The organism is Pseudonocardia sediminis (genome assembly GCF_004217185.1).
Classification (GTDB): domain Bacteria; phylum Actinomycetota; class Actinomycetes; order Mycobacteriales; family Pseudonocardiaceae; genus Pseudonocardia; species Pseudonocardia sediminis.
Window position 1 is genome coordinate 619,414 of record NZ_SHKL01000001.1, and the last position, 13,958, is coordinate 633,371.

Sequence of the window (13,958 nt, forward strand, 5' to 3'; positions counted from 1 at the left end):
GTGGTGTACGTCGGGGACGGAGAGCAGTACCTCGTCGTCGACGCGCAGGTGCACGCCTGGGACGGCCGCCCCCACAACCAGGCCGGGCCGGCCGGGGAGCAGTTCCTGGCCGACCTGCACCACCGGCACCGGACCCTGGACCACTCGCCGCGCCCGCTGTCGGTGGACGCGTTCGACCAGGTGACCGACCGGTCCCTGCACGCCGACGTCCTCGACGCCGGGGTCGACCGGGCCGTGCTGCAGCCGGCCGGGTTCTCGGACCTGTTCGTGCTCGGTCTCGCCCCGCTCGCCTGGCACGCGGAGCTGGCTCAGGAGTGGCCCGGACGGTTCGTGCTCAGTGGTGAGCTGGACCCGGGCGGGGACCGTTCGAAGGTGCGCGGGGTGGCCGCCCAGGTGCGGCGGGACGGGCTGCGCGGGCTGACCATCGTCCCGGCCCGGCGGCCGGAGGCCCGCACCCCGCTGGGGGCGGCGTGGCTGCGGCGCGTCCTGTCCCGGGCCGAGCAGGCCGGGGCCGGCGTGGTGCACGTCGGCGTCGGGCCGCTGGCCCACCCGGTTCCGGGCGCTCCGGACTGGGCGTTCGCCGGCGTCGTCGAGCAGGGGACGTCGTTGCCGCGGCCGCGCTGGCCGAGCTGGGCGGAACCGGTGCGTGCCGGGTCCGCACTCCCGGTCCGGGCGCGCAACAGCGGTCCGCTGCCGGCCGGGGGCTACGACGCGACCGAGCTCAGCGAGCTCGCCGCCGCGCTGCCGCGGGTGCGGTTCGTGCTCGGCGCGGGGTCGTTGCCGACCGCGGTGCTCTGCCGGATGGCGCGCCTGCCCAACGTCCACGTGCTGCTCACCGAGCTGCTGGTCGCGATGCGCCGGGCCCCGCTGGCGGCCGGCGCGGCCCTGGGCGACCTGCTCGCCGCGTTCGGCCCGGACCGCCTGATGTTCGGCAGCGGGTACCCGCTCGTGCGCCCGGGCCGTCTCGTGCGCGAGCTCGCGACCTTCCGCTATCCCGACCAGCTCCGCGGGCGGTACCCCGAGCTCGACACCGACGTCCGTCGTGCGGTGCTCGGCGGCACCGCCGCGCGCGTCTACGGGCTGCCCACCGCCGGCGTCGCGGCGTCCGGTGCGGCGGTGGGTCGAACCGTGACCAGCCAGTCCTCGCCAACGAGGTGAGCCTTCCCTAACATCATCCCGAACAAGATCGGGAAAGGGATGATCACTGGTGGAACGGTTCACACGACGTCAGGTGCTGCTCGGGTCGCTCGCGGCAGGCGGTGTGCTGCTGACCGGATGCGGGGGTGGTGACGAGACGTCCGGCGGGGCCGCCGCCGGCGCCGGCTTCCCCGCGACGATCGAGCACAAGTTCGGGACGACGACGATCGAGCGCGCGCCCACGCGGGTCGTGACGGTCGGCTACCAGGAGCACGACTTCGTCCTCGCCCTCGGCGTCGCACCGGTCGGTGTCCGCTACTGGTACGGCCCGGAGAACGAGGTCGTCTACCCCTGGGCGAAGCAGGCGGCGCAGGCGGTGAACGCGAACCCGGCGATCCTGAACATGGACACGATCGATCCGGAGAAGGTCGCCGCGCTGCGTCCCGACCTGATCCTGGGCACCTACTCCGACCTCACCCAGGAGTCCTACGCCCTGCTGTCGAAGATCGCCCCGACCGTCGGCATCCCGAAGGGCTTCAACGACTACGGCCTGCCCTGGCAGGACGCGACGCGCACGATCGGGACCGCGCTGGGCCGCTCCGACCGGGCCGAGCAGCTGATCACCGACCTGGACGCGAGGTTCGCCGCGGTCAGGGACGCGAACCCGCAGTTCGCGGGGAAGACCGTCGCGGTGGCCACGTACGGGGCGAACCAGCTGAGCGTCTTCGCCTCCCAGGACCCGCGCTCGCGGTTCTTCACCAGCCTCGGCTTCGTCGTGCCGCCGCGCTACGACGAGCTGTCGGGCACCAGCTTCTACGCCGAGCTCAGCTTCGAGAGGGCCACCGAACTCGACCAGGACCTGCTGGTCTGGGACCAGATCTCCTTCACCCCCGGCGGGAGGGCGACGATCGCCGCGAACCCGCTCGTGCAACGGCTGAACGCGACCCGGGCCGGGCACACCGTCTACATCGAGGGCGCCACGGAGCTGGCGTTCGCCTGGAACAGCGTGCTGAGCCTCCCGAGCGCGCTGGACGGGATCGTCCCGCAGCTGGAGAAGGCCTACCCGAAGACCGGGGGCTGACCGCCCGCTTCGTATCGTGGACGGGTGCGGGGCGGCGGGGACGGGCGGTGAGGGGGCGGCCGTTCCGGTTTCTGCTGCTCGCCACCGCGCTCGGCTTCGGCGGCTACGCGCTGCTGCTCCCGGTCGTCCCGCTGTGGGTCTCGCGCGGCGGGGCCGGTGAGTTCGGCGCGGGGCTGAGCACCGGGGTGCTGATGGCCGTCACGGTGGCCACCCAGCTCGGGGTGCCGGCGCTGTTGCGCCGGGTCGGGCACCGGGTGGTCCTGTGCTCGGGGATGGTGCTGCTCGGCGCGCCCGCACCGTTGCTGGCCCTGTCCGCGGACCTCGGCCCGGTGCTGGCGGTCTCGGTGGTGCGCGGGGTCGGGTTCGGGCTGCTCACCGTCGCCGGGAGCGCGCTGGTCGCCGAGCTCGTCGACCCGTCGGAGCACGGGCGGGCCTCGGCCTGGTTCGGCTACGCGGTGGGGCTGCCGCAGCTGGTCTTCCTGCCGGCGGGGGTGGCCGTCGCGGACGTCCTCGGGTTCGCCGGGGTCTTCGTCGCGGCCGGTGTCGGGCCGGTGTCGGCGGCGGTCGTCGTGCTGTTCGTGCGCGGGCCGGGGACCGGCCGGGCGCCCGCCCGGGTCGCCCGCCCGTCCGTCCCGGGCAGGACTCTTTCCGCCGCGCCGGTGCTGGCGATGCTCGCCTGCTCCACCGCGCAGGGCGGGATCATCACGTTCGGGCCGCTGCTGGCCCCCGGTGCGACGGTCGCGGTGCCGCTGGCGCTGTTCCTCACCGCACTGGGCGCGCTGGCCGGACGCGGGGTGGCCGGGGAGATCACCGACCGGCGCGGGCGGGCCGGTGCGCTGCTGCCGGTCGGGACGGTGCTCGCCGCGGCCGGGATGGCGCTGGTCGTGCTCTCCGGCGGCGGGAGCGTGCTGCTCGTGGCGGGTGCGACCGTCGTCGGGACGGGGTTCGGACTGGTGCAGAACGACGCCATGGTCGCCCTGTTCGCCGCGGCCGGACCGCAGCGCTACGGCACCGCCAGCGCAGCCTGGAACGTCGCCTACGACGCCGGCACCGGGCTCGGGGCGAGCGGCCTCGGCGCGATCGCCGAGCCGTTCGGCTTCGCCGCCGCCTTCGGCGTCTCGGCGGTGTTCCTGCTCGTCCTCACACCGGTGGTCCGGCGGCGTTCAGGCGATCCCGGGTGAGACGACGGTGCGGATCCCCTGCGCCGTCGCCGCGTCGGCGAGACGCGTGTCGTAGGTGACGAACTCCTGAAGGTCCGTGCCCAGCAGGAGGGCGGTCGCCAGATGAATCGCGTCGAGGGAGCGCAACGTCCGGGCCGGTAGCCTGCTCGCCGACTCGACGACCGCATCGCCGATCGCGACCAGCGTGAGTCGCGAGAGGAGCAGATCCACCCGGGGGATCGTCGTGGGATCACTGCGTGCAGCACCTCGTCGCGCCTCCACGGCGAGCAGTGCGCTCGACCCGACATCGGTGCGGTGGCCGACCCGGTCGAGGAGCTCGACCGAGCCCTCCTCCTCCCACACCAGTTTCAGGAACGCCGAGGTGTCGAGATAGATCACCAGCGTTCCTCGTCGCGCATCTCGCGGAGGGTGTCGGACAACGACGGGGCCCCGTCCGGGCGCGGCGGGACCGGCCCCAGGTCCGTCAGCTTCCCGGCTCCACGGCGCAGCTGCCCCGCAGCCTCCAGCCGGTCCAGGACCGAGTCGGGCTCCTCGGCCGGAACGAGGTAGGCGACGAGCTTGCCGCGGTCGGTCACCGGTACCCGCTTGCCCGCCTTGGCCAGCGCGACGTACCGCGAGGCGTGCTGGCGCAGCTCGCGGATCCCGATGCGCTCTTCGTGCTCGGCAGGCTCCACGAACGACAATGTAGCACTTGATGTGCTACTCAGGGCCGGCATCGGTCGGTGCCGGGGAACGCGACGGGCCCGGCACCGCGCGTGCGGTACCGGGCCCGGGTGGAGCGTGAGCGGCTACGAGCCGTTCTTGATCCACTCCTCGAGGTGCGGGGACTCGTCGCCGATCTTCGTCGAGTCGCCGTGCCCGGTGCGCACCTGGGTGTCGCCGGGCAGCGTGAGCAGCGTGGTGCGGATCGACTCGATGATCGTGTCGAACGACGAGTACGAGCGCCCGGTCGCGCCGGGGCCGCCCTGGAACAGGGTGTCGCCGGAGAACACGACCTTCAGCTCCGGCGAGTACAGGCAGGACGATCCGGGCGAGTGGCCCGGCGTCTGCAGCACCCGCAGGTCGACGCCGCCGGCGGAGAGGACGTCACCGTCGTGCAGCTCGGCGTCGGGCTGACGGTCCGGCCAGGTCATGTCCCAGAGGACCTTCTCGGCCGGGTTCAGCCAGATCGGCGCGGAGAAGCGGTCCGCCAGCGCCGGGGCCTGGTTGACGTGGTCGTCGTGCGCGTGCGTGCAGACGATCGCCTTCACCGTGCGGTCTCCGACCGCCTGGGCGATCGCGTCCGCGTCGTGCGCGGCGTCGATCACGAAGACCTCGGAGTCGTTGCCGACGATCCAGACGTTGTTGTCGACGTCGAAGCTGCCGCCGTCGAGGTTGAACGTCCCGGACGTGGTGACGTGGTCGATGGGACCGGCCATCAGAAGATCACCACCGAACGCAGGACCTCGCCCTTGTGCATCTTGTCGAATGCTGCTTCGACGCCGTCCAATGTGGTCTCCTCTGTGACGAACTTGTCGAGCGGGAACGTGCCCTGCAGGTACAGGTCGACGTACATCGGGAAGTCGCGGCTGGGCAGGCAGTCGCCGTACCAGGCCGACTTCAGTGCGCCGCCGCGTCCGAAGTAGTCGATCAGCGGGATCTCCGGGGACATCATGTCCGGGTAGGGCACGCCGACCAGGACGACGGTGCCGGCCAGGTCGCGGGCGTAGAACGCCTGCTTGTAGGTCTCCGGGTGGCCCACGGCGTCGATGACGACGTCGGCGCCGTTGCCGTCGGTGTAGCTGCGGATCGCCTCGACGGTGTCCTCCTCCTTGGGGTTCACCGTGTGGTTGGCGCCGAACTCCTGGGCCCACTCGAGCTTCTTCGGGTCGGTGTCCACCGCGATGATCGTGGTGGCGCCGGCCAGCTTCGCCCCGGCGATGGCCGCGTCGCCGACGCCGCCGCAACCGATCACGGCGATCGAGTCGCCGCGTCCGACCTGGCCGGTGTTCACCGCGGCACCCAGCCCGGCCATCACGCCGCAGCCGAGCAGCCCGGCCACCTTGGCGGGGGCCTCCGGGTTGACCTTGGTGCACTGCCCGGCCGCGACCAGGGTCTTCTCGACGAACGCGCCGATGCCCAGGGCGGGCGAGAGCTCGGTGCCGTCCTCCAGGGTCATCGGCTGCTTCGCGTTGTGGGTGTCGAAGCAGTACTGGGGCTTGCCCTTCTTGCAGGCCCGGCAGACGCCGCAGACGGCCCGCCAGTTGAGGACGACGTAGTCGCCCACCTCGAGATCGACGACGCCCTCGCCGATCGACTCGACGCGACCTGCGGCCTCGTGTCCGAGCAGGAACGGGAACTCGTCGTTGATCCCGCCCTCCCGGTAGGAGAGGTCGGTGTGACAGACCCCGCAGGCCTCGATCTTCACCACGGCCTCACCGGGCCCGGGGTCCGGGATCACGATCGTCTCGACCGTGACGGGTGCGCCCTTCGACTTCGCGACGACGCCGCGTACGTGCTGTGCCATGTCCTCATGCTCCGCTCGTCGTGACCGGGATATGTGCGCTTATGGCGACTGTGACATGTGTTGCCCACGGTGACAGTCCCGGTTCGGTTCCACCAGGTCGATCGTCCCAGAGCCGGTCGCCGACCGGTTCACGCCCTGCCCCGAGTGCGCGGTCAGGGCGGCGAACCGGTCATCGATGTGGCCTCGCGCGTCGCGAAAGTTCAAGCGCGCCCCGGCCGGGGTCGGCCATCCTCCCGTCATGACAGACACGACGCTCCTCACCGGCGGGTTCACGCTGCCGACATGGGACGAGGACCCCTACGCCGAGATCCCCGCCGACGGTGGCGCCGAGCGCTACGTGCGGGTGCGCAACACCAAGGAGTTCACCGGCGGCCTGACCGGGACGGGCGTCGCGGACCTGCTGCAGGTGCTGCTGCCCTCCGGTGCCGCGGCCTACGTCGGGATCGAGCGGGTGGAGGCCACCGTGGACGGTCGCCGTGGCACGTTCGTCCTCATGCACGCGGCGGCGGGGGACAGCACCGGCGGCTCGATGAGCGTCACGGTCGTGCCCGGATCCGGCACCGGCGACCTCGACGGACTGCGCGGTGAGATGCAGATCGACCGGTCCCCGGAGGGCGTGCACACCTACACGTTCGATGTCGTCCTGCCCTGAGGGTGGTCGGTACGGTGCGGGCATGTCGCCGGACACCTCGCCCCCGATGGGGGTCGCGCTCGGAGCCGTGGCCGGTGCGGGACGGCCCGGGCACTCCCGGATCGCCGCGCCGGTCGATGACGGGGTCCTCGACGTCGGGTCGCTCGCGACCGCGCAGCGCGGACCGCACCCGGAGCTGCTCACCGCCCCGAACCTGGACGCCCTGCTGGCCGCCGGGCGCCCGGTCTGGCGCGAGGTGTGGGAGTGGCTCACCGGGTGGCTGGCCGACCCGGAGCGGCTCGCCCCCTACCGGCTGCCCGCCGAGGGACTGACGCCGGTGCTGCCGTTCTCGGTGGCCGACTACGTCGACTTCTACGCCTGCGAGCAGCACGCGCGGAACGCCGGGCTGATCTTCCGGCCGGACTCCGAGCCGCTCGCGCCGAACTGGAAGCACCTGCCCGTCGGCTACCACGGGCGGGCCGGGACGGTGCGGGTCAGCGGGACCCCGGTCGTGCGCCCGTCCGGGCAGCGCGGCCGTGGCGACCACGGCCCGACCCGCACCCTCGACGTCGAGGCCGAGCTGGGTCTCGTCCTCGGCGACACGGTGCCGGGCCCGGTCGGGATGGACACCGCGCTGGACCACGTGTTCGGCGTGGTGCTGCTCAACGACTGGTCCGCCCGCGACATCCAGGGCTGGGAGACCCGCCCGCTCGGCCCGCACCTGGGCAAGTCGTTCGCGACGTCGATCTCGGCGTGGGTGACCCCGCTCGACGAGCTGGCCGGGGCCTGGACCGACCCTCCCGCCCGCGACCCGGAACCGCTGCCGTACCTGAGCGGCGCCGCCGACCGCGGGCTCGACGTGGAGCTGGGCGTGCACCTGGCCGGCGACCACGTGTCCACCCCGCCCGCCCGCGACCTCTACTGGACGCCCGCGCAGCTCGTCACGCACCTGACCTCCAACGGCGCGGGACTGCGCGCCGGGGATCTGCTCGGCTCCGGCACGATCTCCGGCCCGGCCCGGGAGCAGTTCGGCTCGTTGCTGGAGCTGTCCTGGGGCGGGTCGGAGCCGATCCACCTCTCCGGCGGAGCGACCCGGACCTACCTGTCCGACGGCGACGAGGTCGTGTTCACCGCGACCGCCCCGCGCGCCGACGGCACCCGCTTCTCCCTCGGTGAGGTCCGGGGGAGGGTGACCCCTACTCCTTGAACGGCAGGAGCGGCCTCGGCTCACCGAGGGCGTTCCGGATGAGCTGCGGGATCTCCTGCTTGCCGGAGCCGTCGACGGCGATCACGACGTAGACGGTGCGGGCGTCGCAGGTGACCTCGCGGCCGTTCTCCCCCTCGACCCGGACCTGGAAGTCCAGTGCGAAGCTGGTGCGGCCGATCGTCGCCGTGGACACCGCGACGACGGTGTCGTCGCCCCAGCCGACGCCGCCGCGCCAGTCCAGTTCGGAGTGCACGAGCTGCACGTCGTAGCCGGCGTCGAGCATCGTCCGGTAGGACAGCTCGCGGTGCTCCAGGAACTCGGTCATCGCCTCGTCGAACCACGCGAGGTACCAGGCGTTGAACACGACGCCCTGGGCGTCGACCTCGTGGTAGCGCACGCGGACCGGGAACTCGAACGCGCCGTCGGCGGAGGGCTGGGCCATCGGGCGAGGATAGGGCGGAACGGCTCAGGACGCCGGATCACCGCGGTGGGCGACCCGGTCGCGGATGCTCCGGTTCACCGCCCGTCCGAACGCGGTGACGACGCCGTGCACGGTGACCGGCTTGAGCCGGGCCATCACCGCGGCGATCTTCTGCCGCTCGTGCGCCGGTCGTCCGCGGTCGCGGTACGGCTGCAGTATCTCGTCCTGGAACAGCGTCATCAGGTCCTCGGCGAGCGCCGTGGTGTGCCGTTCGATGATGTCGGACGCGCGGCTCCACACCTCCGGCGAGAGCCCGGCGTCGAGCGTGTCGAGGCCGCTGGCCAGCGCCGTGGGGCCGTGCAGGCGGTACCGGTCGCCGTCGAGCGCGGTCAGGGAGCCGAGCGCCTCCAGCGCGCGGACGCCGTCGTCGTCCAGGGTGCGGCCGGCGCGGCGGTGCAGGCCGGCGCGGTCGACGTCGTCGGGTGCCTCGGGCGCCCACGGGGTGAGCAGCGCGAGCTGCAGGGACAGCTCCTCCGGGCCCGCCTCGTGCGGGACGCGCTCCAGCTGCCGCTCGATCGCGGCCAGGGTGAACCCCAGCGCGGAGAGCTCGCCGATCAGCTCGAGTCGAGCGCGGTGGGTGGTGTCGTAGAGACCGGTCCGGCCGCGCATCCGCGGCGCCGGGAGCAGACCCTTCCCGGCGTAGAAGCGGATCGTGCGGACCGAGACGCCGGTGCGCTCGGCGAGCTGGTCGACCGTCAGGAGGTCCCCGTCGGGGGTGGTCGGCGCAGCCATGGCCGGAAGGCTACGTCATTCGGCGGCCCATATGACAGTGTCGCTGTAATATGCGTCGCGGTCCCGGTCGAGACCCCGGGAGCGCTCCGCCGGGGCGAACACCACCACGATCGACAGGTCCTCGGTGACCTCGGTGAAGTGGTGGACCTCGCGGGCGGGGAGATGCACGACGGATCCGGGCCCGATCTCGTACTCGGTGCTGATCCTCGTTCCGTCTGCGCCGGCCTCGGCCGTCTCGGAGACCAGCTTGGCCCGCCCGCGCACCACGACGTAGATCTCGTCCTCGGTGTGCGGCTCCTGCCCGTCCTTGCCGCCGACCGGGATGCAGTACGTCCCGACCGACAGGTCCGCGGTACGCAGGTGCTCGCGGTACTGGTTCGGTTCCCCCTCGGGAACGGCGAAGTGCCCGGCGGCCCGCAGGATCTGCACGACGGCGAGAGTACTGCGTCCGGCCCGGCGGGCCAGCTCCTCGACGGGCCAGGATGAGGTCCATGGGAACGGTGATGACGAGCGACCACGTGGCACTGCACGTCGACGACGAGGGGTCCGGTCCGGCCGTCGTCCTCGTCGCGGGGTTCGGCGCGCCGTCGACGAGCTGGGTGTTCCAGGTGGACGCCCTGACCGCCGCCGGGTACCGGACGGTGTGCGTGGACCGGCGCTCGCACGGGCAGTCCGAGTCGCCGGCGTTCGGGCAGCGGATGGCCCGTCACGGCAAGGACCTGCACGACGTGCTCGTCGCGCTGGACCTGCGCGACGCCGTCCTGGTCGGCGGCTCGATGGGCGCGAGCACGATCTGGGCCCACACCGACCTGTTCGGCACCGACGGCGTCCGCGGCATCGTCAGCGTCGACCAGACCCCCAGGATGCTCAACGGCCCGGACTGGCCGCACGGCTACTACGGGTTCGACGACACCAACGCCGGAACGTTCTTCGCCGACGGGGTGCCGCCGACGGGCCGGGGCCTGCCGATGGAGCGGGCGGCCGCGTCCATGGGGCGTCTCGCGGAGCGCCTCGGACCGCAGGCGACCGCGTTCCGGGCGCCGGCTCCGGAGACCGTGCCCCTGCTGCGCGACCACGCCCAGCAGGACTGGCGCGACGTCGTCGCCCGCACGGAGGTGCCCGTCCTCATGACGGCCGGGCGCGAGAGCCAGCTCTGGCCGTGCGAGCACGCCGCGGCCGCCGTCCACGGCCACCCGCAGGGCCGCGCCGTCGTCCTGGAGGACTGCGGGCACGCGGCGAACATCGACCGGCCCGACGAGTTCAACGCGGCGATGGTGGAGTTCCTCGCCGACCTGTGAGCCGCCGGCCGGGGAGATCGTCGCCGCCACCGCCGATCGTGTGTCCCGTCACCCCACGGACGGCCGGTCCTTGACCTATGTGACAGTGCTGCTGTTATAAAGAACCTCGAGGCGTAGCAACGGTCGCGCGTGCCTGCGGGCCGTATCCACGCAGGAGCAGACGAGAGGTTCGCATGAGCGAGATCCCCGAGGCGTACATCTACGACGCGATCCGCACACCTCGCGGCCGGGGCAAGGCCTCCGGTTCGCTGCACGAGGTCAAGCCGGTCTCCCTGGTCATCGGGCTGATCGACGAGCTGACGTCGCGGTTCCCGGAGCTCGACCCGGCCACGATCGACGACCTCGTCCTCGGCGTCGTGTCCCCGATCGGCGACCAGGGCGGCGACATCGCCAAGACCGCCGCGATCGCCGCCGGCCTGCCGGACACCGTCGCGGGCGTGCAGCTCAACCGCTTCTGCGCGTCCGGCCTGGAGGCCGTGAACACCGCCGCGCAGAAGGTCCGCTCCGGGATGGAGGAGCTGGTCCTGGCCGGCGGCGTCGAGGCGATGTCGCGCGTGCCGATGGGCTCCGACGGCGGCGCGTGGGCGATGGACCCGGACACCTCCTACCAGACCGGATTCGTGCCGCAGGGCATCGGCGCCGACCTGATCGCCACGCTCGAGGGTTGGAGCCGCGAGGACGTCGACACGTTCGCCGTCGAGTCCCAGGCGCGTGCGGCCAAGGCGTGGGCCAACGGCTACTTCTCCAAGTCGGTCGTCCCGGTCAAGGACCGCAACGGCATGACCGTGCTCGACCACGACGAGTTCATCCGCGCGGGCGCCACGCTGGAGAGCCTGTCCGGCCTCAAGCCGTCGTTCGAGATGATGGGCGAGCAGGGCGGCTTCGACGCCGTGGCCCTGCAGAAGTACCACTGGGTCGAGAAGATCGACCACGTCCACCACGCCGGTAACTCCTCCGGCATCGTGGACGGCGCCGCGCTCACCCTGATCGGCACCGAGCGTGCCGGCAAGGCCGCCGGGATGACCCCGCGCGGGCGGATCGTGTCCACCGCGCTGTCCGGTGCCGACCCGACGATCATGCTCACCGGCCCCGCGCCGGCGTCGAAGAAGGCCCTGGCCAAGGCCGGCCTGACCGTCGACGACATCGACCTGTTCGAGATCAACGAGGCGTTCGCCGCGGTCGCCCTGCGCTTCATGCGCGACATGGGGATCTCGCACGAGAAGACCAACGTCAACGGCGGCGCGATCGCGATGGGCCACCCGCTCGGCGCGACCGGCGCGATGATCACCGGCACCCTGCTCGACGAGCTGGAGCGCCGCGACCTGCGCTACGGCCTGGCCACGCTGTGCGTCGGTGGCGGCATGGGCATCGCCGCCGTCATCGAGCGCGTCTCCTGAATCCCCCGGAAGGACTGAGTACCACAGTGAGTGAGCAGAAGGCCGTCCGCTGGGAGAAGGGCTCCGACGGCATCGCGATCGTCACCCTCGACGACCCCGGCCGCAGCGCCAACACCATGAACGACCGCTACAAGGAGGCGATGGGCGAGGTCGTCGACGCGCTCGTCGCCGCCAAGGACGACATCTCCGGCGTCATCATCACCTCGGCGAAGAAGACGTTCTTCGCCGGCGGCGACCTGACGTCGCTGTCCTCGGCCGGGCCGGACGACGCGCCCGCCGTGTTCGAGAACGTCACCGAGGTCAAGGCCCAGCTGCGCAAGCTGGAGACGCTGGGCAAGCCCGTCGTCGCGGCCATGAACGGCACCGCGCTCGGCGGCGGCCTGGAGATCGGCCTGGCCTGTCACCACCGGATCGGGCTCGACGCCAAGGGCGTCATCTACGGCCTGCCCGAGGTCACCCTGGGCCTGCTGCCCGGTGGCGGCGGCGTCACCCGCATCACCCGCATGCTGGGCATCGCCAACGGCTTCATGAACGTCCTCGCGCAGGGCCAGCGGCACAAGCCGGAGAAGGCCGTCGAGCTGGGGATCGTCGACGAGCTCGCCTCCACCCCGGAGGAGATGCTCGAGAAGGCGAAGGCCTGGATCGCGGCCAACCCGGAGGCGTCGCAGCCCTGGGACCAGCCGAAGTACAAGATCCCCGGCGGAACGCCGTCGAACCCGTCGCTGGCCTCGATCCTGCCCGCGTTCCCGGCGAACCTGCGCAAGCAGCTCAAGGGCGCGCCGATGCCGGCCCCGCGCAACATCCTCGCCGCGGCCGTCGAGGGGTCCCAGGTGGACTTCGACACCGCGCTGCGCATCGAGGGCCGCTACTTCGCCGAGCTCGTCTGCGGCCAGGTCTCGAAGAACATGACCAAGGCGTTCTTCTTCGACCTGCAGGCGATCAACGGCGGCAAGTCCCGCCCGGACGGCCACGACAAGTGGGCGCCCACCAAGGTCGCGGTGCTCGGCGCCGGGATGATGGGCGCGGGCATCGCCTACGTCTGCGCGCTGTCCGGCTGGGACGTCGTGCTCAAGGACGTCTCGCAGGAGGCCGCCGACAAGGGGAAGGCCTACTCCGAGAACCTGGTCGCCAAGGGCGTCAAGCGCGGCAAGACCACGCAGGAGAAGGGTGACGCCCTGCTCGGGCGGATCACCGCGACGGCGGACTACGCCGACCTCGCCGGCTGCGACGTCGTGATCGAGGCCGTGTTCGAGTCGGTCAAGCTCAAGCAGGAGGTGTTCGCGGAGGCGGCCAAGGTCGTCAACTCCGACGCCCTGCTGTGCTCGAACACCTCGACGCTGCCGATCACCGAGCTCGCGAAGGGCGTCGACCGCCCGGACGACTTCATCGGCCTGCACTTCTTCTCGCCGGTGGACAAGATGCCGCTGGTCGAGATCATCCGCGGTGAGCGCACGAACGACGCGGCCCTGGCCAAGGCGTTCGACCTCACCCTGGGGATCAAGAAGACCCCGATCGTCGTCAACGACAGCCGCGGCTTCTTCACCAGCCGCGTCATCGGCACCTTCATCAACGAGGGCGTCGCGATGCTGGCCGAGGGCATCGACCCGCAGACGATCGAGCAGGCGTCCTCGCAGGCCGGCTACCCGGCCCCGGTGCTGCAGCTGATGGACGAGCTCACGCTCACGCTGCCGCGCAAGATCCGCGAGGAGTCGAAGGCGGCGACCGAGGCGGCCGGCGGCACCTGGGCCGGACACCCCTCGGACGCGGTCATCGACCGGCTCGTCGACGAGTTCGACCGCAAGGGCAAGAGCACCGGCGGCGGGTTCTACGAGTACGCCGACGGCAAGCGCACCCGCCTGTGGCCGGGCCTGCGCACCGAGTTCGGCGCGACCAACCACGACGTGGACCTGCACGAGCTCTCCGAGCGGATGCTGTTCGTGGAGTCGCTCGAGACCGTCAAGTGCGTCGACGAGGGCGTGCTGACGACGGTGCCGGACGCCAACATCGGCTCGATCTTCGGCATCGGCTTCCCGGCCTGGACCGGCGGGGTGCTGCAGTTCATCGAGGGCTACCCCGGTGGACCGGCGGGCTTCGTCGCCCGCGCCGACGAGTTCGCCAAGAAGTACGGCGACCGCTTCGCCGTCCCGGACAGCCTGCGTACGCGGGCCGCCCAGGGCGAGTCGGCCACCGCCGCGGCCTGACCCTCTCCGCACGCACGATCCCGACACCCCCGCCGGAGCCCCGGCGGGGGTGTCGTGTGTCCGACGAGCGGCACTGTCGTCGCATAGGTTGCGACGAGGGTGCCGA

15 protein-coding genes are annotated in these 13,958 nt (G+C 72.1%); 8 read left to right on the forward strand and 7 right to left on the reverse strand.

Features of this window, described 5'->3' with window-relative positions; genetic code table 11:
- Positions 1 to 3: 3 nt before the first annotated feature.
- The 3 genes from EV383_RS03005 to EV383_RS03015 are packed head-to-tail and all read left to right on the forward strand — an operon-like array spanning position 4 to position 3,399.
- Positions 4 to 1,158, forward strand: a complete 1,155-nt coding sequence (locus EV383_RS03005; protein WP_165438213.1) for an amidohydrolase family protein — start codon at positions 4 to 6, stop codon at positions 1,156 to 1,158.
- A 49-nt stretch (positions 1,159 to 1,207) separates the two neighbouring features.
- Positions 1,208 to 2,218, forward strand: a complete 1,011-nt coding sequence (locus tag EV383_RS03010) for an iron-siderophore ABC transporter substrate-binding protein (protein ID WP_165438214.1) — start codon at positions 1,208 to 1,210, stop codon at positions 2,216 to 2,218.
- A 47-nt stretch (positions 2,219 to 2,265) separates the two neighbouring features.
- Positions 2,266 to 3,399, forward strand: coding sequence for an MFS transporter (locus tag EV383_RS03015; protein WP_130288496.1), 1,134 nt, complete (start codon positions 2,266 to 2,268; stop codon positions 3,397 to 3,399).
- On the opposite strand, the gene EV383_RS03020 is transcribed toward EV383_RS03015, so the two are convergent.
- From EV383_RS03020 to EV383_RS03035, 4 genes are all read right to left on the reverse strand, one after another.
- Entirely contained in the window at positions 3,382 to 3,777 is a 396-nt protein-coding gene (locus tag EV383_RS03020) for a type II toxin-antitoxin system VapC family toxin (RefSeq protein ID WP_165438215.1), read from the reverse strand. The two genes, EV383_RS03015 and EV383_RS03020, sit on opposite strands and share 18 nt — an antisense overlap.
- Positions 3,774 to 4,073: a type II toxin-antitoxin system Phd/YefM family antitoxin gene (locus EV383_RS03025; RefSeq protein WP_242622865.1), complete on the reverse strand. Its 300-nt coding sequence runs from the start codon at positions 4,071 to 4,073 to the stop codon at positions 3,774 to 3,776. Before EV383_RS03025 ends, EV383_RS03020 begins: the two co-directional genes overlap by 4 nt.
- 114 nt (positions 4,074 to 4,187) lie before the next feature.
- Positions 4,188 to 4,817: an MBL fold metallo-hydrolase gene (locus EV383_RS03030; protein WP_130288499.1), complete on the reverse strand. Its 630-nt coding sequence runs from the start codon at positions 4,815 to 4,817 to the stop codon at positions 4,188 to 4,190.
- Positions 4,817 to 5,905 carry an S-(hydroxymethyl)mycothiol dehydrogenase gene (locus tag EV383_RS03035; protein ID WP_130288500.1) on the reverse strand — a complete coding sequence of 363 codons (1,089 nt, stop codon included), beginning with the start codon at positions 5,903 to 5,905 and terminating at the stop codon, positions 4,817 to 4,819. The genes EV383_RS03030 and EV383_RS03035 overlap by 1 nt, the downstream gene beginning before the upstream one ends.
- Before the next feature lie 238 nt (positions 5,906 to 6,143).
- Here EV383_RS03035 and EV383_RS03040 point away from each other — a divergent pair, with 238 nt between their 5' ends.
- Together EV383_RS03040 and EV383_RS03045 are read left to right on the forward strand one after the other, a co-directional pair.
- A complete protein-coding gene (locus EV383_RS03040; RefSeq protein ID WP_165438216.1) occupies positions 6,144 to 6,557 on the forward strand; it encodes a DUF3224 domain-containing protein in 414 nt (137 codons plus the stop codon).
- A 22-nt stretch (positions 6,558 to 6,579) separates the two neighbouring features.
- A complete protein-coding gene (locus tag EV383_RS03045; protein ID WP_130288502.1) occupies positions 6,580 to 7,743 on the forward strand; it encodes a fumarylacetoacetate hydrolase family protein in 1,164 nt (387 codons plus the stop codon).
- Here EV383_RS03045 and EV383_RS03050 read toward each other — a convergent pair.
- From EV383_RS03050 to EV383_RS03060, 3 genes are read right to left on the reverse strand one after another with little or no spacing between them, the layout of a single operon-like run.
- The gene (locus tag EV383_RS03050) at positions 7,733 to 8,185 is read right to left on the reverse strand and encodes an acyl-CoA thioesterase (protein ID WP_130288503.1); all 453 of its coding nucleotides are present in this window, start codon (positions 8,183 to 8,185) and stop codon (positions 7,733 to 7,735) included. The genes EV383_RS03045 and EV383_RS03050 overlap by 11 nt on opposite strands.
- 24 nt (positions 8,186 to 8,209) lie before the next feature.
- Positions 8,210 to 8,956: a MerR family transcriptional regulator gene (locus EV383_RS03055; RefSeq protein WP_130288504.1), complete on the reverse strand. Its 747-nt coding sequence runs from the start codon at positions 8,954 to 8,956 to the stop codon at positions 8,210 to 8,212.
- Positions 8,957 to 8,971: 15 nt separating this feature from the next.
- A complete protein-coding gene (locus EV383_RS03060) occupies positions 8,972 to 9,385 on the reverse strand; it encodes a cupin domain-containing protein (RefSeq protein ID WP_130288505.1) in 414 nt (137 codons plus the stop codon).
- 62 nt (positions 9,386 to 9,447) lie between these two features.
- Here EV383_RS03060 and EV383_RS03065 point away from each other — a divergent pair, with 62 nt between their 5' ends.
- The 3 genes from EV383_RS03065 (at position 9,448) to EV383_RS03075 (ending at position 13,852) form a co-directional block, all read left to right on the forward strand.
- Positions 9,448 to 10,254, forward strand: a complete 807-nt coding sequence (locus EV383_RS03065) for an alpha/beta fold hydrolase (protein ID WP_130288506.1) — start codon at positions 9,448 to 9,450, stop codon at positions 10,252 to 10,254.
- A gap of 173 nt (positions 10,255 to 10,427) precedes the next feature.
- Entirely contained in the window at positions 10,428 to 11,651 is a 1,224-nt protein-coding gene (locus EV383_RS03070) for an acetyl-CoA C-acetyltransferase (protein ID WP_130288507.1), read from the forward strand.
- 26 nt (positions 11,652 to 11,677) lie between these two features.
- A complete protein-coding gene (locus tag EV383_RS03075; protein WP_130288508.1) occupies positions 11,678 to 13,852 on the forward strand; it encodes a 3-hydroxyacyl-CoA dehydrogenase NAD-binding domain-containing protein in 2,175 nt (724 codons plus the stop codon).
- Positions 13,853 to 13,958: the final 106 nt, after the last annotated feature.

Coding starts and splice junctions, on each gene's coding strand:
- EV383_RS03030 (WP_130288499.1), bottom strand. CDS start 4,817: ATGGCCGGTCCCATCGACCACGTCACCACGTCCGGGACGTTCAACCTC.
- EV383_RS03035 (WP_130288500.1), bottom strand. CDS start 5,905: ATGGCACAGCACGTACGCGGCGTCGTCGCGAAGTCGAAGGGCGCACCC.
- EV383_RS03040 (WP_165438216.1), top strand. CDS start 6,144: ATGACAGACACGACGCTCCTCACCGGCGGGTTCACGCTGCCGACATGG.
- EV383_RS03045 (WP_130288502.1), top strand. CDS start 6,580: ATGTCGCCGGACACCTCGCCCCCGATGGGGGTCGCGCTCGGAGCCGTG.
- EV383_RS03050 (WP_130288503.1), bottom strand. CDS start 8,185: ATGGCCCAGCCCTCCGCCGACGGCGCGTTCGAGTTCCCGGTCCGCGTG.
- EV383_RS03055 (WP_130288504.1), bottom strand. CDS start 8,956: ATGGCTGCGCCGACCACCCCCGACGGGGACCTCCTGACGGTCGACCAG.
- EV383_RS03065 (WP_130288506.1), top strand. CDS start 9,448: ATGGGAACGGTGATGACGAGCGACCACGTGGCACTGCACGTCGACGAC.
- EV383_RS03070 (WP_130288507.1), top strand. CDS start 10,428: ATGAGCGAGATCCCCGAGGCGTACATCTACGACGCGATCCGCACACCT.